This is a genomic window from Cytobacillus sp. T106, assembly GCF_040492155.1.
GTDB classification, from domain to species: Bacteria; Bacillota; Bacilli; order Bacillales; family Cytobacillaceae; genus Bacillus_AB; species Bacillus_AB infantis.
In genome coordinates this window covers 458209-482364 of the sequence record NZ_JBEUMK010000002.1, presented here as the reverse complement: position 1 = coordinate 482364, position 24156 = coordinate 458209, and the positions used below count along the sequence as shown (strand labels likewise).

Genomic DNA, 24156 nt, shown 5'->3' with positions numbered 1-24156 from the left:
AGAGCTTCATGCTCTGCCTTTTTCTGCGTTAACTCATTATAGCTTAAACTGCCCAATAGCTTCCTGCAGCTCAACAGCCATCTTAGCCAGCTCCTGTGCAGCATAAGAGACATCCTCCATTGAAGCGCTCATCTGCTGGGATGAAGCTGCCACAGTCTGGGAGTGGTCGTTCACTTCTATAGTTGTCTGTGAGACTCTCTGAATATATTGAACAACATCCTGGATGCGATCTCTCATGGTATCCATGGCTGTTCCTGCTTCGGTGACGTCTTCTGCAACCCCCATGACGGAACTGCGGATTTCACCGAAAGCCGTCCCGCTTTCGTTCACAAGCTGAAGGCCCTGCTTGGCAGATTCTGAGCCTTTGTTGACAAGGTCCATGGAGTCCTGGATTCCTTCCTTTATATCAACAACAATTTCGTTGATTTGAAGGGCTGACTGGCTTGATTGCTCTGCCAGCTTCCGGACTTCATCAGCTACAACGGCAAACCCTTTTCCATGGTCCCCGGCTCTTGCTGCTTCGATGGCTGCATTTAAGGCAAGGAGGTTTGTCTGCTCTGAAATGGACTGGATCATCATTGTAATCTGGCCAATTTTATTGGACATTTCGCTCAGCTCACCGATTTTCTCGGCTGAGGAAGTGACATGCAGGTTGATTTCGCCCATCTGCTGGACAGTTTTGCTGACCACTTCTTTTCCTTTATCAGCGGTTTCAGCAGACTGGCTGATCGATTTTCGGACAGCCTGCATACTTGCACTGACTTTTTCTACATGGCCGGCCACTTGATTGATAACCCCGACTGCATCCTCCATTGCGTCACTCTGCTGATCTGTACCAGCAGCAACACCCTGGATGGACTCAGAGATTTGGTTGGACGCTTTCTGATTTTCAGCCGATCCGGCAGCCAGCTCCTCAGAGGTGGCTGATAATTGCTGGGAACCATCAGAGATCTTAGTGATCATTTCCTTGAGGTTTCCTGCCATCAGGTTATAGTTCTGGCCCATCTCCCCGATTTCGTCATTGGACTTGATCCTCACCTGCTGCGTAAGATCACCTTTTGACATCAGCATAGACAGATCGCTGATCTTTTTGATGTTGCCGGTGATGCGAAGGCTCATGAAGATGGAAACAAGGACGGCAATAACCGCAACAATGGCTCCCAGAATGAGGAGGGCCTGGCGGATCTGCCCGGCAGTTGCAGACAGCTCGCTCTCTTCAATAACAGCAATATAATTCCAGCCTTGGTTATTTGAGCTGATCACATTCAAAACATAATCCTTGCCGTCGATTTTTGTTTCAAACGAGCCATCCTTTGTTGTCGCAGTCAATCCGTCGATTTTCAAATCGGAAATCGGCTTAAAGTTCATCTCCGGTTTCTTGGGATGCGCGAGGACCGTTCCGTCCCCTTGGGCAAGCATAACATAGCCATTTTTCCCGATTTTGATGTCCTTGACAAGGTCAGTCAATCCGCCCAGGCTGACATCGAACCCAAGCACACCAACTTTTTTCCCGCCCTGTTCAATGGCCGATACATTGCTGACAATGATGGCGTCCGAGCCGTTTGCCGCATAGGCGCTTGTCATTTTCACTTCGCCTGAACTGTCAATTCCTGTTTGGTACCAAGGGCGCTCTCTCGGGTCAAAGCCCGGCGTAGTGGGGCCTTCCGGATACTGAATATAGCCGCCGTCCTCAGTTCCCATATATACATAGGCTGCATTCGGATGGGTACTGCCGAACTGGGAGAACACCCCGAAAATGTCTTTTTCGAGTACCCCATTTTTGGATGGTGTCATCTCGATTGTGTCTCCGCCTGAGGCATTTATATAAGAGGTGACACTTTTATCCGCCTTCTGTACAACAGGATTTGTTGCCAAAAGCAGGGCATTTTCCCTTATGGATTGGAAGTAGATGGAGATGGCATTGTCGACCTGCTTTATTTCTCTCTCACTTGATCTGATAAAATCCTTTTCCGTCCGGTCGGTAACAGTGCGGTCCACAAGGAATCCAATCAGCACCATCGGGACGATTGCCAGAAGCAGGGAGTAAACAAGGAGCTTCCATTTGAATGATATTTTCATTTTTTTCATAGTTCCCATGCCTTTCTATTAAACAAGAAAAAGGCATGGGGCTGCCTTTTTCCTGCTGTTTATTTTACTCTTCGATAAGCGGTTTGAAATAAGCTGTCTGTCTTGAAAGGATGAGCATTTCCTGATTGAACCAGGCGTCAGGCTGCACCGTCCTGAAGGAAACGATGAAAGCTTCTTCACTGTCAGCTGAAGCGGCCATAGGCTGGTCAAGTGCATATAGCGGATCAAGTGTATAAAGGCTGCTGCGGCCTAAATAGTTAGCTTCTGTTCCTGTATAGTTGGCTGCAACTGTATAAGCCTGGGCTCCGATTGCCACTGCATCCCATGTCACCATTGAGCCGTCCGGATAAGGATTGGCTGATAAGCGTTTTTCGATTTCCATATCGCCGCCGTATTGTCCATTCCACGCAGATGGAATGGCAATGATATCAGCACGATTGGCTGCCAGCACTCCGGACGCTTCCGGATAGACAGCATCCTCGCCGATGAGGATCCCGACTTTACCTAATGCCGGAGTCTCGAACACAGGCAGATCATTTCCTGCCTTTGCCCACTTTTTATCATTCTTGCTTAAATGTGTCTTTTGATATTTACCGGCAGTCTCACCATCCTCAGATACTAGTGCAGCTGAGTTATAGAGCTTGCCGTCTTCTTTTTCAACAAATCCGTAGATAATCGATATGTTGAACTCTTCTGCAAGAGCAGCCATGAATTGTGCTGTCTCACCGTCAGCCTTTTCGGCCAGCTTTTCAATCTCTTTTTTATCCAGTCCCTGGACAGGTCCTGTTGCAGACAGCTCAGGAAGGACAACAAGGTTCAAGTCCTCGTTCTTCTTCTTAGCATCCATGATCAAACTCGCAACCTTTTCCCTATTGGCCTCTTTATTGCCAACTACAGGCTCATACTGCAGAGCAGCTGCCGTAACATCCTTCGGTTCTGCTGTTTTCGTATAGTCCCAAGGAGCGACTTTCAGCATCAGATCTTTGTAAAGCTCCGGTCTTCTTTCCTTCAAATACTCTTTATTGCGGTTATCATACTCTTTCGGATCGATAGTCGCATACGTAATCGTTGTTTCATTAATGTCCTCGCTTGGATCCATGACTACAGCGGCTTCAGCAAGCTTTTTGCCTTCCGGAGACCAGATGGCGCTGCCGCCGACCATATGGAAGCCGTTCTCTGTATTAGAACGATTGGCACTTACCACATACATGCCGTTCTGCTGGGCCCGAGCAGGCAGGGCAGAAATAGCCTGTGCTGATGAGTTAGTCGGGAATGCCAGGATATCTGCACCCTTCGCCCCTGCTAATCTTGCAGTCTCCCAGTAGGCAGAATCCATACAAACATTGATGGCTATTTTTCCAAGCTTTGTATCAAAAACAGGCACTCCCAGGTCGCCCCATGCTCCCCAGTGCATTTCCGTTTCCCACATTTGCGTTTTGCGGTATTTGCCTACATAGCCTTCAGGACCGACAAGAGCGGCAGCATTATAGTAAAGATCTGTCTCCTTGTCTACTTCCGGCATGCCAAATACAACATAAGAATCATATTTCTTGGCCAGCTTGGCAAAAGCATCGGTCGTCTTTCCAGGAATCGTGTCCACAAATGGCTCAATCGCTTTGCGGTCAGCATAATAATAGCCCGTCGTCGCCATTTCAGGAGCAACCACCAGCCTTGCGCCATTCTTGAAGGCTTCTTCTGTTACTTTAAGAAGTTCTTCTACGTTTTTATCCCTTTCATTCAGAATGGGATTGAATTGGACGGACGCCACTTCAAATGGCTTTGATAGTGCTTGATGGCTGTCCTTTCCTTTAGCTTCTGCAGGCTGGTCAGCCTGAAGCCATTGATAGCTGCCCGCTGCGATGATCGTCAGCATAACAGCAACGATGATAATTAATTTTCTTGGCTGCATGTTCTTTTTCTCCTTCACTGTGTTTATTTTCGGGTAAAAGAATATATAGCTGCATTGCATGTATACCGGTAAAGCAAAAAAAGATGGCCATCCGAAAAAGCAGGAACAGCCATCTGTATATTGAGGCTAATCCGGCGGCCTGGCAGTCATAACTCCAATGGGGGAGCCTTAGACCCATAGCTTTGCGTCCCTGCCTTTCAGCAGGTTTGCCTTTGTCAGAATGAGCATATAGTCGTGATTATAATTACCCACAATGTCTTTTATCGTCATTGAGGCAGATTGTTTTAGTTTGAATTTAAAGTTCATCTATTCAAATAATACTAAGTTTTATAAAAAAACCTCTGAATGTCCAATATAGCATTCAGAGGTTTCCCCTTTTATTCAGAGCCATTCAGCTTTTTTAAATCTTCCTTTTTAATAGGGATCTTCAGCTCCCAATCCTTAATCCATTCCGGGCTTTCATCGATAGCTATGAAATGAAGATTTTCATTATATGGAATTTTAAATTTCATAAGCTGGTTTTTCCGCTTGGCACTGTCCCTGTCACCTTCTTGCTCTACAGAAGTCTCCTTGCTTCTTTCCTTTCCATTGATCAGAGAAAAGTTCTTTTTCCTTTCTGGTACAAAATCTCCCTTTACATCATATTTAACCCAAACTTCTCCTTTTTTCTCTACAATTTCATTAATTAGGATTCCGCCATTTTCTCCTTGGGGCAGAAAAATAGGGAGATTTTCAGTAATACTTATTATGTTTTTCTTCGGCTCTTCTTTCCAGAACTTCAAGCTAATATATGGTTTGACTGTTAGATATTTTGGGATGCTGTCCACAGGAGCATATAAGATGCTCGATACACGTGTCCCTATGCCCGATTCATATTTGTACGATGAACCCGAATTATTTAATTGTGTCAACAGCTTACCTTTATCATCATAAACTCTATAGGCAATAACTCCTGTTTCTTGAATTGCATCTTGAGGCTGCTTTGTCTCAACATCAATCAGCATCCCGCTTGGTGAGAAAGTCATTTTCTTTATTCTGATATCGCCAAAACTACTCACACGCGCCACAGATGGCTCAAGTTGATAAATTTCTCCGATCCTTTTAATCGGGAACGAGAAACTCCAGCTGCCTTTTATAGTATCGCTTTCCATATCCTCCGTATTAATTAGTTCATCAATGCTGAGTTCAAAAGTAAAGGTTTCAGGAAGCTCTTTTTCAATATCGATGTTAACAATTTTATTAATCTTATTTCCTTCTCTTTCTATGATTTTTCCTCCTGAGAATCCAATATCCCCAGCATTTCCACCGTCTATCTTCATGTTATATGAAAAGAAGTCCAAGTCTTTAGCATTGTCCTCATTCTGATTCTCGATAGCATATGAAGCAGAAATCCTTGCCCCATCAAAGAAAACCTCATTCATTGTAATCTTAATGCCATTGCTTTCAGCTGATTGATTGATCTGCTGGGGCTCATACTCTTTTAAGGCTTTTTTCTGTCCTTCATCTCCATGTTCTTTCAGCAAGCTTTCTAAGAATGGAAGTGCCGATGTGATATGCGGCTTAAGCGGTGTCTGCAGAAGGGATAAAAGGATTACAGCCAAAAGGACAGGCGTCATAATAGAAGCAGCAATAATTGTAAAGCTGGCTTTTTTCTTGCGCTCGATACTGCCGTTTTGTATCTTGGAAAACACAATCTTCTGATCCTCAGAAGAAAATTTCAGTTTTTCCTGTTCTTGCTTTGAATAAATCCTATTGATTTTTTTATCAGGATTATTCATAAATGAAACCCTCCTTTTTCAAAATCTGTCCCATTTGCTCATTTGCTCTTCTTAGCCTTGTACGTACGGTCGCTTCCGGAAGCTTAAGGACGGAAGCTATTTCGCTTATGCTGAGATCCTGAAAGTATCTCATGAATACCACTTCCCGATATTTTAGCTTCAATTTAAAAACTGCTTTTCTCACCGAGCTTGAAAACTCCTTATCAATAATGCTCGTTTCCAAAGAAGGCTCAGATTCTTTCTTTTCAATGGGCAACCCAAATGGAACCACCCTTCTGACAAGCGAACTTTTCAAATGATCCTTGCATTTATTTATCGTCACCCTATAAAGCCAGGACTTAACGTAATTTTCCTGGACTTCATTTAAATGCCTATATGCTGTAACAAATACATTTTGTATGATGTCCTTTGCATCCTCGCTGTTTTTCACGTATGAATAGGCAAGATACGTCAGTTCGGTGCCGAATTCGGCCATTAATTCTGCTAGTAATGCTTCCTCTTTCCCCTCGGGATATCTCTCTGAAATTTTGCCGGCTTTCATTTTTATCCCCCTTTCAACAATTAAACGAGGTGGATCACATTTTTTATTCAAAATCATTATAAAAGCCCCATTTACCAATTATAGTAAAATGAATACAGGGTTTGAACCCCCGTTTTTTTGCCATTCGTCTAATTATTATGAGAGGGGGGAAGGTATGTTGGGAAATGCCATCAACATAGAAAATGAAAATGCCGATATCTTACTCGACGATATCATGGAAGAGTTTGGAACAGATTTAACCATCCTGGCCTTTTCCTATGTAAAGGATATAGAAGCCTCTAAGGATATTGTTCAGACTGTATTTTTGAAATGCTTTATGCACATAAAAGGTTTTGAGAAAAGGTCGTCTTTGAAGACCTGGCTATACCGGATTACTGTCAATCAATGCAAAGATTACTTGAAATCGTACTATATCCGGAAGATTTTTCTGACAGATGATACAAAGGAGCAGGCAACAGAGCAAACACCAGAAACTATCACGCTGAGAAAGCTAAACGACCAGGGCATCGTCGACCACATCATGAGCCTGCCAAAAAAGTACCGGGAAGTTCTGATCCTGCGGTTCATCCACGAACTGGAGTCAAAAGAGATAGCAGAAATATTATCGGTTCCATTAGATACTGTTAAAACCAGAATCCGCAGAGCCAAGGATAAGCTGCGCCCGACTCTAAAGGAGGAATATTTTAATGAAGAATAAATCATCTTTAAAACAGGAGTTCATCAATCAATATGGAGATGGCCTGCAGTTTTCTGAAAGTGATAAAAAAGGCGTATTCCTTAAGATGGAAAAACAGCAAAAGCCTAAAAGAATAAAGCTTATTCCGGCCCTAACACTGGCTGCGCTGCCTCTTATTGCGACTATTCTTATTATCAGTTCCAACTCTTCTATCAATAATCATCCAGAGAAGCCTCTAAGCTCCACCATCGCGGACAGGGACGAAGCAGTGCATAATCCATTGGGAGATGCAGGGCTGCAGAATCTGCATAATGAAGGGAAATTCCAGGAGATAAACCAGACCGTTGAAGATAATGGCATTGCAGTCACCATTCATGAGGCCTTGTATGATGGAGACCGCATCGCTTTGATCTATTCGGCAAAAAAGAACAATGTACCGATGGAGCGCCCTTACTTTTACGATAAATTAACAGTTAATGGAGATGATTCTTATAATTATTCAGGGGGTACCCAGAGTATAGACAAGGGGCACCGTTACCTGCATCAGATTCACCCTTCAGCGGATTGGCCAGATCAGTTTGAACTTGGGGTTCAATTATTCTCTGTTGGAGAACAAAAAGGAGAGTGGAACTTTGAATTTCCAATTGAGAAAGCAGTTGATGCCATTGAGCTGCGGCCAACAGATACTGCCAGCAATGATGAATGGACAGTTACTCTTGAAAAAGCTGCATTATCCCAAAGCTCCACCCTTCTAAAAGTAAATATGGCCACACCTGGATCAAAAGAGGAAGTCATGGGTCATCTGGATAGATTCATTTTTGAAGTGAAGGATAACAAAGGAAATATCCTTCCATTCATGACTATGGGAGGTACTTCCGGAGACGATATTGCAGGCGAGTATATTGAAAAATACAGGCTATATTACGAGCCAATGAGCAAACTGCCTGAATCGTTATCCATCCAGCCTTATATCGAGGATGCAGACTATCATGAAGCACTGGATAGCCCCCTTAAACAAGAACTGCCTTTTTATCTGCCCCAAGATAAATATGGCGGAATCACAATTACGGATATACAGCAAAAACAGGGGGAAACCAGGATAAAATACAAAGCAGACGGACCGCCAAGCCTTACACGCAGTCATCTATCATTAAAGAAAAAAGGAGAAACTGCCGAGATTGAACGGTTAGACAATTATACCAGTGATCAGCAAGGCTATATCCTTGCCCGGTTTAAAACAAATGACTCCCTGGATGAATTAATCGTGAGTATCTTTAAATCCAATATTAAAAAGCTCGATGGCCTTACATTAGAAGTGGATGTTAAATAGTTATAGAGAGCTTCAGCCATATTGGCTGACTCTTTATTTTTCAGCTGGTTTTCTTGCAGTAACAAAAAGAATGCTATTAACAAACGTCGGCATTGATATCAAATATTTATAATCAACCTAACAGGGATAGGAATGTCTCTTCCTGCGCCTATATGACAATAAGTAACTGAATACTCAAAAAATATACATTTATCAGCAGGAAACTTTCTCCTTTTGCCGAATAATGACAAAAAAGGAGATGATCATATGGAGCAGGCTGCCGCAGAAAAATGGATTTGCTCTGCATGCAAATCTGAAATTGCTGATTACACGGAGTTTGTTGATAATGATGGAGTTTGTGATGATTGCTACAGCATTCCTTTGAAGAAGAGGCGCGGATTGGTTATCAGGTAGGAGCTAATACAAAATGAATGAGAATCTTTCAGCACCCTGATGGGTGTTTTTTTATGAAAACAGGGAGACAGATTCACTGTCCCCCCGTTTTTTATGAATTTTATTTTCTCCCCTTCTTCTTTTCATCTACTTTAATGATGAGGGTTGTTAAAGGTTCGATGGTGAGTTTGTTTTTCTTAAGAGAAAATCCTGATTCCATCTTGACCGGCTTTGTGCCCGCTTCGTCGTTATCGGCAAGCACCTTGCCTTTCGATAGATCCAGATTCCCAAGCGTCAGGCTGCGGGCTTTGCTGTCCGCATTGACGAAGACATAATAGCTGCCTGTTTTGTCTGTGGAAACATTTTTATAAGCTATCAGCAGATCCTGATCCTTCATTTCCGGGAATTTCAGCAGAGAGACATTTTTATCTACGAGCTCTTTATCGCCGAGGCGGAAGGCGTTTGTTGACCTTCTCAGCTTTATCAGCCCTTCTGTGTATTCCCTTGTAACGTTGTTCACCTTGTATTTTCTGCTGTTCGTGGCTTTCTGCCAGTCGAACTTGTTGATCGCATCGGATGAATCATAGGAATCATGGATAAAGTAGCCAAACGGATCCCCTTTTTCATCCTTCAGCTCATGGTACTTCTGTTCCGGCACTCCTTCAGCGAGCCATTGCTTTGTCCGCCCGTATTCCTGGCCGGCATGCAGGAAGGCAGTTCCCTGCGAGGTCAGGATCAGCGAGTTGCCGAGGCGGATGCGCTTATGGATTTCCAGATTATTTTCCGGGATGGCCGGGTCTTTTTTAATTGACTGGGCGATTACATCGTACAGCGGCAGATTATCGTGCGCGGCGATGTACTGGACCATATCGCCCGGATCATCATCTGCAGTGTTGGACGGCTGGCCTTTGATATTATTGAAAATAACACCCAGATCACGAGCACCGCCTGTGATGAATCTCGGCTCCCCTTCCGAACCGAATCCGGATTTCAGCTCATTGCGGATTTCATCAGAGAACACACCAACATCATCGGTCTTATCCATCCAATCCTGATCTGCCCCCATTCCTTCAAGAGCCGGGTCAGCAAGATGACCTGCAAATGTCCGCCAGCCTTCACCGATGAACAGGGCATCCGGATTGATTGCGGCAGCTGCATCATAGGCATTCTGGATGGACGGATAGGTTGCATCCCCCATCATGTCGAAACGCATGCCATCAATCTTGTATTCGTCAAACCAGTATTTCACTGAATCTACCATCAGCTTTTCAGCCATTGTATGGCTTGTTGCCAGGTTATTGCCGAACCCTCCAAGGAAATTGCCTTTGGCATCCTGGAAAGCATAGTAGTTTGGCACAATATCATTGAGCGTGCTTGCTTTGGCCATATGGGTGTAAACAACGTCCAGGACCACACCCATGCCGGCATCGTGAATTGCGTCGATTAGTTTCTTCAGTTCCTTGACACGCAGCTCCGCGTCTTCAGGATTTTCCGAGTACGCTCCGTCAGGCGAGAAATAGCTGTGCGGATCATAGCCCCAGTTATACTCGTTTCCTCCTGCTGAATATGTCATTTCCCTCTCCCCCATTTTTGTCTCATCGCCAAAATACCAGGCCATGACAGGCAGAAGCTGGACGTGCGTCACACCCATTGACTTAATATAGTCAAGCTTGTCGATGAATGCTTCGTAAGAGCCCCATCTCGCATCCAGATCGCCTTTGATGGAAGGATCGGAAGTGAAATCACGGACATGGACTTCATAGATAATGGCATCCTCACGCTTTTCATACCCTTTGATTTTTGCATGATCAAAATGTTTCGGGTCTGTTCCCTTCAGGTCGATGATCGCCGCTTTTCCAACATCATCGCCGTCTGGCCCGGCTTCCCCTTTCGTGTTGACGGTAAAAGCCGCCATCGATTTCGCATAAGGATCAAGCACTTTCTTGGTTACGCCGTTATTGGTCACTTCAAATTGGTAGTAATAGCCTTTCAAGTCCTTCACCCGAAGGTCCGAAGGCTTGACTTCTTTTGACCAGACGCCTTTTTCTCCAAGCGTGAGATCAACACTGCCGATCAGCTTGGCAGCATCTTTTTTATCATAAAAATTGGCCGTAACCTTGCTAGCAGTCGGCGCCCACAGCTTCAGCACCGCTCCGCCTTTTTTGTAGGTGGCTCCAAGGTCATCACCATCATAGCTGTACAGTTTATCAAGCATCCGCCAGCCTGATGAAGCAGAAACTGTGCGGCCGGAATAGGTTACGGAAAGCGGCAGTTTCTCAAGTTCGAATTCCGCTTTAACTTCAGCCGTTTTTTCACCTGTAATCTTTGCACTTGTAATGGGTATTTCTTTACCGTCCTTATCAGTGATAGATAAGCCGGCTTTCAATCCGTCTGCAGTCAATCCTTCTGTCATGGTAAAGTTCAATAGAATCGTATCTTCTGAGATGACTTCTGCAGTGGTCATCCCTGATGCCACATCTCCATATGGTGAAATATAGACCAGATCGTCTCCCTGCTTGATCCAAAGCTGATTATATTTATCCAGCAGGTTGAAGGTCTTGTCACCGGCATCCTTTTCCCCATTGCTTTCGTTCACGATAAGGAAGCCCAGTTCCTTGCCATCTTCCTTCAGTTCGATGTCAGCATACGCTCCGTACCGGTCTGTTCCGGTAAAATCAGCTGCGCCAGCAGGCCAGTTTTCTGAAGGAGCTGCTGAATCTCCCCAGTGCCATAGTCCAAAGTCATCATAATCCCCGTTGTCACGGGTATAATGGATGCGGACTGTGTTTTCCGGAAGATCGACAGGTTCATAGGTAAACACCTGATCAGATCCCTGCTTTATCCAGATTTCATTCATCTCCGGCGAGGAAATAGTGAAGCTCTTATCGCCGCCGTCCTTGCCTGCATCCCCTTTGGACACATCCATGATCAGGAAGCCGATATTTTTGGCTCCTTCAGCAAGGGGGACATCAATATAGGCACCATAGCTGTCTTTCTTTTCAAACATAGTAGCACCGACCGGCCAATTGGCTGACGGGGACTTCACGTCATTCCAGAGCCATGCCCCGTAGTTTTCATAGCTGCCGTCGGCACGGTTATAGTGGATGCGGACAGAGTTCTCAGGAATCGGCTCTATTTCAGGTTCCTCGCCCTCTTCCCCGCTTTGAAGCGATGCCCCTGTGATGCTGCCGTTATCCACGGTCAGCAGGACAGTGCCGCCATCTGAGTTGGCCGGGATTGTCAGAATAACTTCTCCAGCTTCAGTAGTTTGGTAGCTTCTATTAGAATAATGATCTGTTACTGTGGCTGTTTTTGAATCAACCGCCAGTTTAATGGTTTTTGCCTTATCCGCTGTGTTCAGTCCGGTATACACGGTCTGTTCCCCATAGCTGCGGGCAAACAGCAGGAATTGCTCCTTGTCAGAACCGCCAATCACTGTACGGTCACCTTTGGCAAAAACCTTGGAATGGTCTTTCCTGAAGTTAAGAATCTTTTTATAATGCTCAAGCATGTCATTGCCTTCTACTTTATCCCATGCAAAATCGTAGCGGTTGTCATATTGCGGGTAGTTGTTGGCGCCTGTCTGGCCAAGCTCCTCACCATAATAGATAACAGGCTGGCCTTTTGCAGTTGCCTGCAGGGAGGCTGCAACCTTCATTTTGCCTGTGTCACCGCCAAGTGAATGCAGGAAACCGTCCTCGTCATGGCTGCTTAAAAACTGGCCAAGAGTGGCGGTGTTATCTACTTTTGCATTTCGAGCAGCCAGGGCATCATTGGCAGCCTTCAGCTTGCCGTTCACAAAATTGCGGGCTGTTTCTTTGAAGCCGAAGTCCAGCAGGGAATCCATCATCCCGGACTCTAGGTAGCCAAAATCATTGCCAGGTGCTGCACCCCATGCTTCCCCGATCATTTTGAATTCCGGCATCTTTTCGGTGAGCGTATTTTTAAAGCTCATCCAAGTGGCATCTTCCACGTGCTTGACAGTATCCACACGGAAATAATCGATTGTATTGCCGTTTGCCGTTGTTGCTTTTTCAATCCAGTCTGTCTGCCAGTCGATGATCTGCTTTCGGACAGCAGGATCCTCTGTTTTGATATCCGGCAGGCTGGACAGCTCGCCAACCACTTCATCGCTGCCCACATTCCCCTGGCGGACGATATCCTTGAAGCGGCTCCGGTCTCCATCATCCGGGTAGCCTGGCGGAGGGTTTTCTTTGCCGGCATCCAGCTCTTTAAGGCCGTATCCGGTATGGTTCAATACAACATCCACCATGATTTTAATGCCGCGCTCATGGGCTTCGTCGATGAGGGTATGGAAGTCCTCCATTGTGCCGAAATGAGGATTCAGCTTGCTGAAATTTTCCGCCCAGTAGCCGTGATAGGCATAATAAGGTTCGCCATCCTCCTCACCGTCTCGGACATCATATTGAATATTTTCCACGACCGGAGAGATCCAGATCGTATTGACGCCAAGATCATCTAGGTAGTCCAGCTTTTCGGTTATCCCTTTAAAATCACCGCCCTGATAGGCGCCGCGGGAATCGTCATAGCTCAGCCCGTATGGATCATTATTGGAGGACTCTCCGTCAAAGAAACGGTCTGTCAGCATAAAGTAGATGACAGATTCATCCCAGTCAAAATCACCTTCACCGGCAGATTGGCGTGTTTTGATTTCGATTTCGGCATTCCCGCTATATTCATTGCCATAAGAATCCACTGCTGTAACAGGAATCTTTTTCACACCTGCAGTTGTGCTGTCATCTGCAGCAATGGTGATTTTGCCGAGTGAAGGGTCAATTTCCAGCTGATCAGGCCCTCCCAAAGAGGAAGTATCAGCGAGAATTTTAGTAATCTTTACCTCGTCAGTCTGTCCTGCTATATCTACACTCAGAACAGCATTTTGGCTATAATCGATGGCTGCTGGCCTGGTTGAGGCAGTTACAGTCAAGTCAGCCTGCTGAAAGTCGATGGCAGAGATGCCGTCCTTTGTGTTATAAGGATCTGTAACCTCTATGGTTTTGCCGTCTTTGGTAACAAGATAAGAGTACTCATGCTTCCCGTTCGGGATATTCTCGTATGTAAGCATGAATCGCTCGTTTTCCGGCTCATACACCATCTCTTGTGTTTCACCGTTGAATTTGAGTTCAACTTTTTCAATAGAATTCATGCTGTCATTGGCAAAAAGCTCTTTATCGCGGTAATAAAAAGTGGCATTGCCTTTGTTGATAACAGGCGCTGATCCGTCCGGGACAATCCGGATCTTTTCCACACCGCTCGTGATGTATGCTTTTGTCAAACTGTCATTTTTATTCACAGGAATGAAGCGGTCGCCAAATTCCTTTTCCGCAGTATCCCAGTCCTCTGTGCTGCGGAGCACAAAGCCGAACTGCTTTGTTTCAGGGGCAACAGCAATATTGACGGTCGCAACCCCGTTTTCATAGGATTCAAAATTAATCTGGTCATCCTTCACGCCTGTGTTCCAGGCCCAGATATTCCAGCCGTCATATGTCTTGTCATCGCGGGTATAAGTAAAACGGACCTGCCGTTCAGAGGTTTGTGCCGCTTCAGGGGTGTCGGATGCTTCTGTTTCAGCTGCTGCCGCACGTGCCGGCATAAATGGCAGCCACAGGCTTAATAGCATAATGGCCGACAGGAAGATGGACAGTGGGCGTCGGTTTTTTTGCATGAATTGCTTTCCTCCTTTTGGTTGGTTGGATAGGATAAACTTTGTTCGGGGGTGCCTCCTTTCTGTCGGAGATAGCCCTGCAGCGCGGGTTGCGAAAGCGTTTGCACAAAGTTGCACAGTTGGACAGAGACGATATTGTTTTAAAAGGATGCTGAAGAAAGAATGATGTTGGTACCAGCGAAGGAACAATTTTGTAAGCGCTTGCAGGATTGATAAGAAAATTTTACAATAACCGGCAATCCCTTACAACGGAACAAAGTCCTATAATGCGGCCGGGTGGGCCGGGGGGTCAGGTCCCTTGGCCCAAAACAAAAAATGAGCCGGGGGGTCAGACCCCTTGGCCCATTAACGCAAATAAAAAAGGAACAAGGGGGCTGTCCCCTCATCCCTTCTACTGTCTTCTCAATTGGAATAAGTATGCTGCAGAAACGACGCTTTGCAGCAGGAAGATCAGCATTATATAGAAGATAAAATAATCCTGGTGCATGATTTTTGTGATGGCGGAGAGAAAGAATCCCAGCATGACACCGGCGGTCAGGAGCTTGTAGGAAAGGGACATGACCTTCAGCTGGATCACCTGTCCCCTCTCATCCTTGGATTCACTGTCTTTCTCAAACCTGGCCTTATAGGCCTCCGACACAATGACACAGACAACAAGTACGACAATCGAAACATTGAGCATTGAAAACATCTTATTCCTCCTTGTAATCAAAAACGTCCATGATTGGTTTGTCTAACACCTTTGCAATCTTAATGGCCAATATCAGAGAGGGATTGTATCTGTTTTTTTCAATGGAGAGGATTGTCTGCCGGCTGACCCCGACTGCATCTGCCAGCTCCTGCTGCGTCATTTTCTTTTCCGCTCTGTACACAGAGATTTTATTATCAAGCATTTTCATCCGCCCTTTAGGTATGCCATTGAGTGAATGGTAATATATTTCTTACATAATGTAAAGTATTTTTTACAAAAAGTATGGAATTAATTACATATATAGATTCATAGTCATGCTTAATCTGAGAATGGGTGACAATGGACATGATCTTTCTATACACCTGATAGGACGAACTATTCAATTATTTCGAAATGCGAAATATTCGACACTCTTCATTTCATTCCTACAAAACTAGACCTGTGCGTAGTTCATATTTCGACAAGGTGACGGCGGCTTGTCGATTTACAATAGTCTTTGTAAGAAAAGCGAAGGAGAGTGACAGGATGAAGGTAAACAAATGGATTGCAGGATTCAGTACAGCAGTTGTTTTATGTGCGGGGGCTGGAGGCACAGCTATTGCGGCCCCATCTCCTGACAGCGGCAAAGCAGGACAGTATGAGGCCAGCTCTGTGGCTGGATTTACTGACTATGCCGAAATGGTAAACAAGCTCCAGCAGATTGAGAAGAGCAGCCAGGGCAAAGTGTCGTTATCGGTTGTCGGCCAATCCAATCAGGGACGGGACATTTACCAGGCACGAGTTGGTACAGGGGAAAAAGTGGTACTGATTGAAAGCGAAATTCACGGCAATGAAAAGACAGGCACAGAGGCACTGTTAAAAATCCTTCAGCATCTTGGATCCAGCAATTCACCGGAAGCGAGGCAGATCCGTGAAAATGTCACTTTAGTGGTGCTGCCAAAAATCAACCCTGACGCTTCTAAGCTTGACCGCCGCGGAAATGATATGTCTTGGGAGGAAGCTGTGCAGGATTTCCCTCAGCTTGCAGCAGCCGCAAAGCCAGCATGGAATTATTATGCCTCAGGCACAATCCAGGAGCGAAATTACACCGGACAGCCTGGGTTTGATGTGAACCGCGACTTCAACCCTGACTTGGATTACGTACCGCAGGCCGGAGATTTCCCTGGCAGGTCAAGCGAACCCGGCTGGTACATAACACCGGAATCCCAAACGGTAAGGGATGTGTATAAAGCATTAAAGGCCGAGTTTGGGAAGGTTGATGTCTTCGTTGATCTTCATCATCAAGGACAATACTATGTAGAAGGAACGGACGACATCGTCACGATGTCCTTGTCAGGCGAGTTTGTGCCTGATCCAAATACATCTGCGGGAGCCAAATATGCGGAATATGCAGATCAATATAATGTTGAGTATTCAAAGCAGCTGAACTTAGCAGCTTATAATGCCCTTCAATCAATCGGCAGCTCGCCGTTCAATAACATCACCCTCTATCAGCAGAACCTGGACCTTCCAGGCACTGCATTGGGAAGCTTCGCCCTTAACGGAAGCGGCACGGTCCTATTCGAGGTCAGGGGCCAGTCCCATACACTGGGACAAAAGAAAAAGGGACAGCTTGTGAAGGCGGTTGAAACCGGCTTGAATGCTATTATTGAAGGAGTTGCGGACGGCTCGGTGGAGAATCTGGATGCTAATGAGTATAACGAGATTCCGAAGACCGCTTATGAGCCAGGTCTGTAAAGGATTAAAAAAGCCTCCATCCTGGATCCCCGGCAGGATGGAGGTTTTTAATTCTATTAGTTACAGTTATATGTCATTAAACGCTGGCCCACATAAATCTTATTCGGATCCGAAATATTATTTAAGGATGCAAGATAGGAAGCCGTCACCCCATACTTAGCGGCAATTTCAGAAAGAGTGTCTCCTGACTTCACATAATAATAGACCGGGCCAAAGCAGCCTGGAGGCGCGGCTTCAGCAGTGGAAGTGCCTACAGTGCCGAATCCCCCCAGAATCCCTAAAGACATAGCAGACGCTAATACAATTTTCCCAAGCTTTTTCATAGAAATCTCCTCCTAATATAGTTTCGGTTCTTCCTTTCAAAACTATCAAATATTGGAAGGAGTAACAATGGGGTTGACCTTGGGAAAACTTACGAAAGTCTTGTTATGATAACTTAGGGCTTATGGAGTGTTTATTTCAAGACTGGCCTAATTCAAGAATGTAGGGTTCTCTATTAAGTAATCTATTAGCTGCAAGAGTTGTCCTGATGTTCTTTATTGCAATACCTGCTTGGGAAAATCCAAGAATAATAGTTTTTTTAGCAAAAAAAGAGGAACAATTACCTGTCCCTCTTTCCTTATACCGCCTTAGACTGTATCATAAATCTTCTGTCCCCGTCCCACCATGCTACCCTGAGCTCAGGGTATTGAGAGGATATTAGAATGGCCTCTTCTACATTCGCCGTCACCACATGGGTAAAGCCGAGTGAAATCGCCATCTTCCCTTTATCAATATGACCTGCGGCAATCCCATCGCCTTCGCGGACAAAGGAATAGAGCTGTTCATCCCAAAGGGTTCTCTCAAATTGATGATCGGCGATATTTTCTGATCTAGAAACGCTGCTTTCCGCTGGATTAAGCCTGAATCTTTCCCACGGCAAAATGAAGCGGGCATTTTCTTCCGTTGTTTCAAAGCAGAAAAAGTCAGGCACTGATGCTGATTTCGAATCCTTGCAGATTACCAGTGTTTTTACTTCAATGCCTTGTTTTATTAAAAACTCTTTGCTGTTAATCAGCGTATTTCCCATTCCGGCAAAGTCTTCAACAAGGAGGACTTTCTTAAGGCCCGGAGCCTGCCCTTTCCACTCTGCCGACTCGCTGCTGCGGTCATAGGTTAGAAAATAATAAGGAAGCCCCGTCAGGAAAGCCAGGTGAAAGCCTGGAAAAGAGCCTCCCCGCAAAATAATCACAAGCCCGTCAAAGCCCTTTCTCTTTATCTCATCCGCCATAGAATCAAGCGAAAGGGAAATCTGATTATAATCAAGATATATATTTTTCATTTATCTAACCTCTTTTAGAAAAACTATAACCGGGAAAACTGCTGAAAGCTTTGCCTGTGTCATTATATTATAGAAAAAGAGGAAGGGTAAATGGCAAGATTTGATTGATTCCTTTTGGGGGAGCTGTGCGCCGGTTACTTAGAAACCTTTATTTGTTCTGGCTCATACTTTTTTGCTGCCTGCTTTGGCCGGCAGCAGACTTTATTAAACTATAGATAAGCAGTGCAAGGGAGATGCCTCCGCAGTCCACCATCACATCCAGAAGCAGCCCGCTCCTCAAAAAGTATAGCTGCAGGAATTCTGTTGCCAGCGCATATATGGCTGCAATGATAGCTGAATATGCTTGGGGGATGAGGCTCAGCAGCCCGCCAGTCAACATGAAAAAGGCAAGAGCATGCCCAGCCTTCTGGTAAGCAAAATTCTTATCAGCACTGGATGGCCAAGGCAGCAGCAGTTCTTCAAATGAAGGGTTCCCCTGCCATTTGAAATGAACTTCTCCTGAATCTCTTAAATCAGCAAAATTGCTTGAACAAGTACAAACGAATATAAAGACACTCATCATAACCACAAAGAGAATCCTCAAAATAGCGCACCGCCTTAGTTTCTTTAAGAACAGTCTCGCCGTTGAGGAATTAAACTATACAGCGTAAATCCCCGTGTCAGGCACCGCTCATGGACAAATATAAGGAAAGTGTCTTTTCGCGGTGCCTGACACGGAATATCAAGAAGGGGCAGCCGCCGCTGCCCCCTCTCTTTAGATCATTTGCTAAAATTTATACTTTCTCTTTGCTCCCCCAGCAGAATAGAAGTCTGCCTTGGGCTTGTCTGCGCAATGATCATGCCGTTTCGGATAGAGTAAAGGACGGCTGCCTGTTTGCGGATGGCTTCGTACTCATTTTCAGCGTCAAGGACGATGAAGCTGGCCGGTTTTCCGGCTTCTATGCCGTAGCTGTCTTCGATATGAAGCGTCCTGGCGCTGTTATCGGTAATCAAGTCAAAGGAACGGACAATTTCTTCGTAGCCCATGAGCTGGGATACGTGTATGCCCATGTGGAGAACCTGAAGCATATTGCCTGTTCCGAGCGGATACCATGGATCAAAGATATCATCATGTCCGAAGCTCACATTCATTCCCGCTTCGAGAAGCTCCTTCACTCTTGTGATGCCTCTCCGTTTTGGATATGTGTCAAAACGCCCCTGAAGGTGGATGTTGACGAGCGGGTTGGCCACAAAATTAATTTCCGACATCTTAAGCAGCCTGAAAAGTTTATAAGTGTAAGCATCATTATAAGAACCCATAGCCGTCGTATGACTGGCCGTTACTTTACTGCCTAACCCACGCTCATATGCCTCCGCTGCTACCACCTCAACAAACCGTGATTGCTCATCATCGATTTCGTCGCAGTGAATGTCTACTAGACGGTCATATTTTTCCGCAAGGTCAAATGCAATTTTCATAGAAGATACACCATATTCTCTCGTAAACTCAAAATGCGGGATGCCGCCGACCACGTCTGCACCCATTTTCAGTGCTTCTTCCATCAGCTCTGCCCCGCTTGGGTAGGAAAGGATCCCTTCCTGCGGAAAAGCGACCAGCTGCAGATCAACATGTGGAGCCATTTCTTCTTTTACTTCTAAAAGCGCCTTCAGCGCCGTCAAGGTTGGATCCGTCACATCCACATGTGTGCGGACATGCTGGATTCCCTGTGCGATCTGCCACTTGAGCGCTTTTTTAGCCCGCTCCTTTACATCCTCATGTGTCAAAGTTTCCTTGCGCTGAGACCATCTTTGGATGCCCTCGAACAATGTGCCGCTCTGGTTCCATTCAGGCTCTCCTGCTGTCAGTGTTGTATCCAGATGAATATGCGGTTCAATGAAAGGAGCTGAAACTAGCGATCCTTTTACATCAAGCTCCTCACCTTGCCAGTCTGATACATCACCCTGCGACAATTCTATAATCTTTTCGTCTCTTACTGTTATATTCCAAAGCCCATCCTTACCTCTAAGCTTCGCATTTTTAATTAACATCATTTAGCTCACCTTTTCCATTTCTGTTATTGTGCCTGTGTTTGCCGTGAGAGCTGCAATCTTGGTGATGACAACGAATGTGATCGCCGCTCCAAGCAATGCATTGACCGGAGGAATCCCCGGAATGAAGTTCGCAGCAAGCACGCCCGCACCCCATGCGATCATGGCCGGCCAGTTGACAGCTTTGAATGTCATTTGCTCAAATTTCTTATACTTGCCTTTGTTGATGATAAAATAGTCCGCCAGAATGATGGCTCCCACCGGCGGCAGAGCAGCCCCGAGGATTGTCAGCCATCCGACAAAGTTATTGTAAAGCCACATCGCCAGGATCGTTCCGACGATTCCGTTAAAAATGACAACCTTGCTTTTTGAGATTTTCGTGATGCTTGAGAAGCCTAAGCCGGATGCATACAGCGCATTATCATTGGTTGTCCAGATATTAAGCCCAAGCACCAGAATGGCCGGGAGAATTAACTTTTGAATGAACATTACTTCAGAAATATCCGATTGGCCAGTCGCGATTGCGCCGATAGCACCGAAGATGAACATGAGTGAATTTCCGATAAAGAAGGCAATTACAGTCGTAATGACTGCTGACCGCTTTGTGTGGGCGAAGCGGGCAAAGTCGGGCGTCAATGTACCCGCACTGATAAAAGAACCCACACAGATCGTCAATGCCGCAGCAAGCCCGATCGCTTCTGTTGGCTGATACTGCATAAGGCCGTCAAGACCTCCGACCGTTTCCGTAGCCTTGAACACTGAAAAGCTGCCAAGGATTGTGATGAGCGGAACTGCGATAAAGCTCAAGATGGCCAGTGCCTTCATCCCAAAAAACGCTGTCGCTGTCATCAGGATGCCGGCAATCGCAATCAGCAGATAGGCATCAAGCCCTGTCACCTTCTGGACAGGAAGGGCAAACATTGCCACACCGACGCCGAACCAGCCAACTTGTGTAGCAGCCAATAAGAATGAAGAAAGATAAGAACCTTTTTCACCGAATGCATAGCGCGTCAGCAGATGTGTCGATAAGCCGGTCTTGGCCGCGATATAAGCAAGTGCCCCAGTATAAGCGCCAAGAATCAGGTTCCCAGCCAGCACGATTCCGATAAACTGCATAAAAGTCAGCCCTGAGCCAAGCGTCCCGCCTGACCACATGCTCGCTGAGAAAAACGTCAGTCCCAGCATTACCACAAGCATTCTCCAGAATCCGCTGCGGTGCTTCTGCGGAACCTCACTAAGTGAAAAATCCAAATCTACTTTTTTCATTTCCATTCCTCCTATAGTTTCAATAATGTTGAAACTGGTACCGAAGGATCCTTCGATGGAAGTTGGAAACGAAAAAAGGCTTCTCGCCGTTTCCGACAAGAAGCCTTTTTCCTCATGAAAAACCAGCGGGCAGGATACACCTCACCCAATGATTCTCATAATTTCCGCTGTCCTTGCCAGCCTCACGGGACTGAATTAAAGGTACCAGTATTTAATTGGTTATAATTATTGCAGAAAAATAGGAGGATGTCAAATAGGTGGGGTGGCAGGAAGATGTAAGGTTTTACGATATTAAGGGTTTTTCTTGGAAAATTAGATGCCAGCCTTGCAGAAAGAGGCTGAATCGGGAGATAATGCCCTGCTGGACCGTATTTGAGTATGGTATAGCATGAAAAATGCCCTTCTACTATATGTAAAAGGGACACTTTTCTAAGTAGAGCTCCGAAACGTATATGATTCTACATAAATATTCTATTTTTCTACATAAATTCTTAATTATTCTACCTATTTTTCCAATGATTCTACATAAAATCAGCGTTATTCTACATAAAATACATTTATTGGAAAAACACACCCATTCAACGACCCAAAGCAGTATCAGCTAAAGACAGACAAAGAACCTGCTCCCATAACCTACGTCCGCGCCATCAGCATATCCCCAGCCGATGTCATATGCACCCCATCTGTCGTCAGCTTAAGTTTACCTCCCGACTCCAGATACTGTATAAATGCCTTATGCTCCGGAATAACAACTGCCTGGAACTGTTCAGCCAGCTCATGCACAGCCTCAACATACGGGACAAGCAGCCGGTTGCCTTCCGAATGAACATCCTCCTCAATGACAGTCGGCTCCATGAGCACAATTTCAGCTTCAGTCTCCTCCTTCACCTGTGTCAGCAAGTCTTCATAAACTTCTTTAAATCGCTCAGGCCCTATCTGCACAATCCCCGGACTGTCCAGCTGCCGCCAAACATCGTTAATGCCAATCGAAATGGAAACAAGATCCGGCTGAATATCAATGACATCCGCCTTCCAGCGGTCGGCAAGGTCAGTAACGCGGTTGCCGCCGACACCTCTGTTGATAAACTCAAGCGCCTTTTCAGGAAATGCCGTCATATAATAGTCACGCAGATTCCTTACATAACCGAATCCAATCTGTTCAGGATCCTCTCTTCTGCCGTGATCTGTGATACTGTCGCCGATAAATAAGAGTTTCTTTGATTTCATATGCTTCACCTGCTTTAGTTTGATTCTTTATATATTAGATCATCATCCTGGGGATTCCTGCTGACAGGACAAGATTACAAGCTTAGTGCCGTTCCAGAGAACCTATGTTTGAAAATTGGACAGCAGCCCTGGTAAAAAGTCTGTGGGAACAGGCAAAACTGTCTTGCTGATGAATATTAAAAGTTAAAAATCACAAAAATGCCCCTCTATCATATGCTAGAGGGGCATTTTTTCATTAGTAGAGATGGGATTATATAGGATTCTAGCTGTATCCAGTGCGATTCTACCAACTTTTTCGGTTATTCTGCCAACTCTACAGGTTATTCTGCCAACTCTACAGGTGATTCTACCAATTCGGCTATTTATTCTGCCAACTTCTCTAACTACGCCATAAAAACATTAATTACTAAAACATTGCACCAAGCACAATATATTCCCGCTCTAACCGATCAGCGCTGATATTACTCATCCCCCTCTTTATCATTGAATCATCAACTAAAAATATTTCGGCCCATATCCACTCCAGCTGCTCCTCTCTGGTTCGAGTCCAGCACAGAAACCCCGTCCCCCTACTCCCCCAGCAAAGCAGCCCCCACAACCCCGCTCAGGCTATCAAGCCCGCACAGCCTGATTTCTGTATCTCGTATAAGGGTTTGAAGGCCAATCTCCTTCAGCTCAATCTTCACCCGGTCAATGATCCATTGCCCGCCCGACATAACTCCGCCGCCCAGCACGATGACCTGGGGATTGAAGGTATGGATGAGGTTGACCAGCCCATAGGATAGCCCTTTGATCATGATGCTGACTGTTTCTTCAGCAAGAAGATCTCCATTATGGTACAAGCGGAAGACTTCCTCGCCTGTTATTTCAGCAGGATAATCACCATGCACCTCAGCTTTTTCAACGAGCTCTTTCATCCTTCTGGCGATCCAGGCGCCGGAAGCATAGGTTTCCAAACAGCCCTTCATGCCGCAATTGCACTCTTTTCCGTTCATATCAATCGTAATGTGGCCAAGCTCTGCAGCCCCGCCCCAGGCTCCCCGCATCATACTTCCATTTGTGATAACAGCACCGCCGACACCGGTACCCAGAGCAAGGCAAACCACCTCCCGGAAGCCTTTGGCAGAGCCGAACTGCTGTTCAGCAAGGCATAATACATTAACATCGTTATCAATATAAACTGGCAGCCCCGCAAACTCCGATATGATCCCGGCAAGGGGGGTATTTCCCCAGTCTTTAATATTGGCGGTCCCTGATAGAATCATTCCGCGCGAGAAGTCCACCTGGCCAGCTGTACCGATTCCGATTTTCCCTAAGGCTAAGCCATTGTTCTTTGCGTGCTCCTGCATGTCTTTAATGATACTTTTCAATGAATTTATGATTTCCTGTCTGCCTGCTTTAGGCGTCAGCACCCTGTTTTGATACATGACGCTGCCAGCGGAATCCACAATTCCGGCTGCAATCTTCGTCCCGCCGATATCTATGCCGATATTATGAAGCATCCTT

General features: G+C 45.6%; 18 protein-coding genes and 1 riboswitch. Of the genes, 4 read left to right on the top strand and 14 right to left on the bottom strand.

Annotation, left to right across the window (positions count from 1 at the left end):
• Positions 1 to 36: 36 nt before the first annotated feature.
• The 4 genes from ABU165_RS06725 to ABU165_RS06710 all read right to left on the bottom strand — a co-directional run bounded on the left by ABU165_RS06725 (position 37) and on the right by ABU165_RS06710 (position 6373).
• Positions 37 to 2088 (bottom strand): methyl-accepting chemotaxis protein, encoded by a 2052-nt coding sequence (locus ABU165_RS06725; RefSeq protein ID WP_318059866.1) that lies wholly within the window; start codon positions 2086 to 2088, stop codon positions 37 to 39.
• 64 nt (positions 2089 to 2152) lie between these two features.
• Complete coding sequence (locus ABU165_RS06720; protein ID WP_318059865.1) at positions 2153 to 3997, bottom strand: nitrilase-related carbon-nitrogen hydrolase; 1845 nt, start codon at positions 3995 to 3997, stop codon at positions 2153 to 2155.
• 130 nt (positions 3998 to 4127) lie between these two features.
• Positions 4128 to 4218, bottom strand: a riboswitch (cyclic di-GMP riboswitch).
• A gap of 156 nt (positions 4219 to 4374) precedes the next feature.
• On the bottom strand, positions 4375 to 5775 hold the full coding sequence (locus tag ABU165_RS06715; protein WP_318059864.1) for a DUF4179 domain-containing protein: 1401 nt from the start codon (positions 5773 to 5775) through the stop codon (positions 4375 to 4377).
• On the bottom strand, positions 5768 to 6373 hold the full coding sequence (locus ABU165_RS06710) for a sigma-70 family RNA polymerase sigma factor (RefSeq protein ID WP_318059863.1): 606 nt from the start codon (positions 6371 to 6373) through the stop codon (positions 5768 to 5770). Before ABU165_RS06710 ends, ABU165_RS06715 begins: the two co-directional genes overlap by 8 nt.
• 97 nt (positions 6374 to 6470) lie before the next feature.
• On the opposite strand from ABU165_RS06710, the gene ABU165_RS06705 reads away from it, so the two are divergent.
• The 3 genes from ABU165_RS06705 (at position 6471) to ABU165_RS06695 (ending at position 8715) form a co-directional block, all read left to right on the top strand.
• A complete protein-coding gene (locus ABU165_RS06705; protein WP_101549157.1) occupies positions 6471 to 7013 on the top strand; it encodes a sigma-70 family RNA polymerase sigma factor in 543 nt (180 codons plus the stop codon).
• Positions 7003 to 8322 (top strand): DUF4179 domain-containing protein, encoded by a 1320-nt coding sequence (locus tag ABU165_RS06700; RefSeq protein WP_318059862.1) that lies wholly within the window; start codon positions 7003 to 7005, stop codon positions 8320 to 8322. The genes ABU165_RS06705 and ABU165_RS06700 overlap by 11 nt, the downstream gene beginning before the upstream one ends.
• Positions 8323 to 8568: 246 nt before the next feature.
• Positions 8569 to 8715 (top strand): hypothetical protein, encoded by a 147-nt coding sequence (locus ABU165_RS06695; protein WP_165352639.1) that lies wholly within the window; start codon positions 8569 to 8571, stop codon positions 8713 to 8715.
• A 100-nt stretch (positions 8716 to 8815) separates the two neighbouring features.
• On the opposite strand, the gene ABU165_RS06690 is transcribed toward ABU165_RS06695, so the two are convergent.
• The 3 genes from ABU165_RS06690 to ABU165_RS06680 all read right to left on the bottom strand — a co-directional run bounded on the left by ABU165_RS06690 (position 8816) and on the right by ABU165_RS06680 (position 15273).
• Positions 8816 to 14380 carry a pullulanase gene (locus ABU165_RS06690; RefSeq protein ID WP_318059861.1) on the bottom strand — a complete coding sequence of 1855 codons (5565 nt, stop codon included), beginning with the start codon at positions 14378 to 14380 and terminating at the stop codon, positions 8816 to 8818.
• Positions 14381 to 14771: 391 nt separating this feature from the next.
• A complete protein-coding gene (locus ABU165_RS06685) occupies positions 14772 to 15071 on the bottom strand; it encodes a hypothetical protein (protein WP_318059860.1) in 300 nt (99 codons plus the stop codon).
• A gap of 1 nt (position 15072) precedes the next feature.
• Positions 15073 to 15273, bottom strand: a complete 201-nt coding sequence (locus tag ABU165_RS06680) for a helix-turn-helix transcriptional regulator (RefSeq protein WP_101549151.1) — start codon at positions 15271 to 15273, stop codon at positions 15073 to 15075.
• A gap of 323 nt (positions 15274 to 15596) precedes the next feature.
• On the opposite strand from ABU165_RS06680, the gene ABU165_RS06675 reads away from it, so the two are divergent.
• The gene (locus ABU165_RS06675; RefSeq protein WP_318059859.1) at positions 15597 to 16808 is read left to right on the top strand and encodes a M14 family zinc carboxypeptidase; all 1212 of its coding nucleotides are present in this window, start codon (positions 15597 to 15599) and stop codon (positions 16806 to 16808) included.
• Between the two features lie 56 nt (positions 16809 to 16864).
• On the opposite strand, the gene ABU165_RS25170 is transcribed toward ABU165_RS06675, so the two are convergent.
• The 7 genes from ABU165_RS25170 to ABU165_RS06640 all read right to left on the bottom strand — a co-directional run bounded on the left by ABU165_RS25170 (position 16865) and on the right by ABU165_RS06640 (position 24152).
• Positions 16865 to 17131, bottom strand: a complete 267-nt coding sequence (locus ABU165_RS25170; RefSeq protein ID WP_009792881.1) for a LysM peptidoglycan-binding domain-containing protein — start codon at positions 17129 to 17131, stop codon at positions 16865 to 16867.
• Positions 17132 to 17427: 296 nt separating this feature from the next.
• Positions 17428 to 18129, bottom strand: coding sequence for a phosphoribosyltransferase (locus tag ABU165_RS06665; RefSeq protein ID WP_318059858.1), 702 nt, complete (start codon positions 18127 to 18129; stop codon positions 17428 to 17430).
• 148 nt (positions 18130 to 18277) lie between these two features.
• The gene (locus ABU165_RS06660) at positions 18278 to 18712 is read right to left on the bottom strand and encodes a VanZ family protein (protein ID WP_318059857.1); all 435 of its coding nucleotides are present in this window, start codon (positions 18710 to 18712) and stop codon (positions 18278 to 18280) included.
• Positions 18713 to 18888: 176 nt separating this feature from the next.
• Positions 18889 to 20157: a cytosine deaminase gene (locus ABU165_RS06655; protein WP_318059991.1), complete on the bottom strand. Its 1269-nt coding sequence runs from the start codon at positions 20155 to 20157 to the stop codon at positions 18889 to 18891.
• Between the two features lie 3 nt (positions 20158 to 20160).
• Positions 20161 to 21423: a cytosine permease gene (gene codB, locus ABU165_RS06650; protein ID WP_318059856.1), complete on the bottom strand. Its 1263-nt coding sequence runs from the start codon at positions 21421 to 21423 to the stop codon at positions 20161 to 20163.
• Between the two features lie 633 nt (positions 21424 to 22056).
• Entirely contained in the window at positions 22057 to 22650 is a 594-nt protein-coding gene (locus ABU165_RS06645) for an SGNH/GDSL hydrolase family protein (protein WP_318059855.1), read from the bottom strand.
• Between the two features lie 569 nt (positions 22651 to 23219).
• Positions 23220 to 24152, bottom strand: coding sequence for an ROK family protein (locus ABU165_RS06640; RefSeq protein WP_318059854.1), 933 nt, complete (start codon positions 24150 to 24152; stop codon positions 23220 to 23222).
• Between the last annotated feature and the right edge of the window lie 4 nt (positions 24153 to 24156).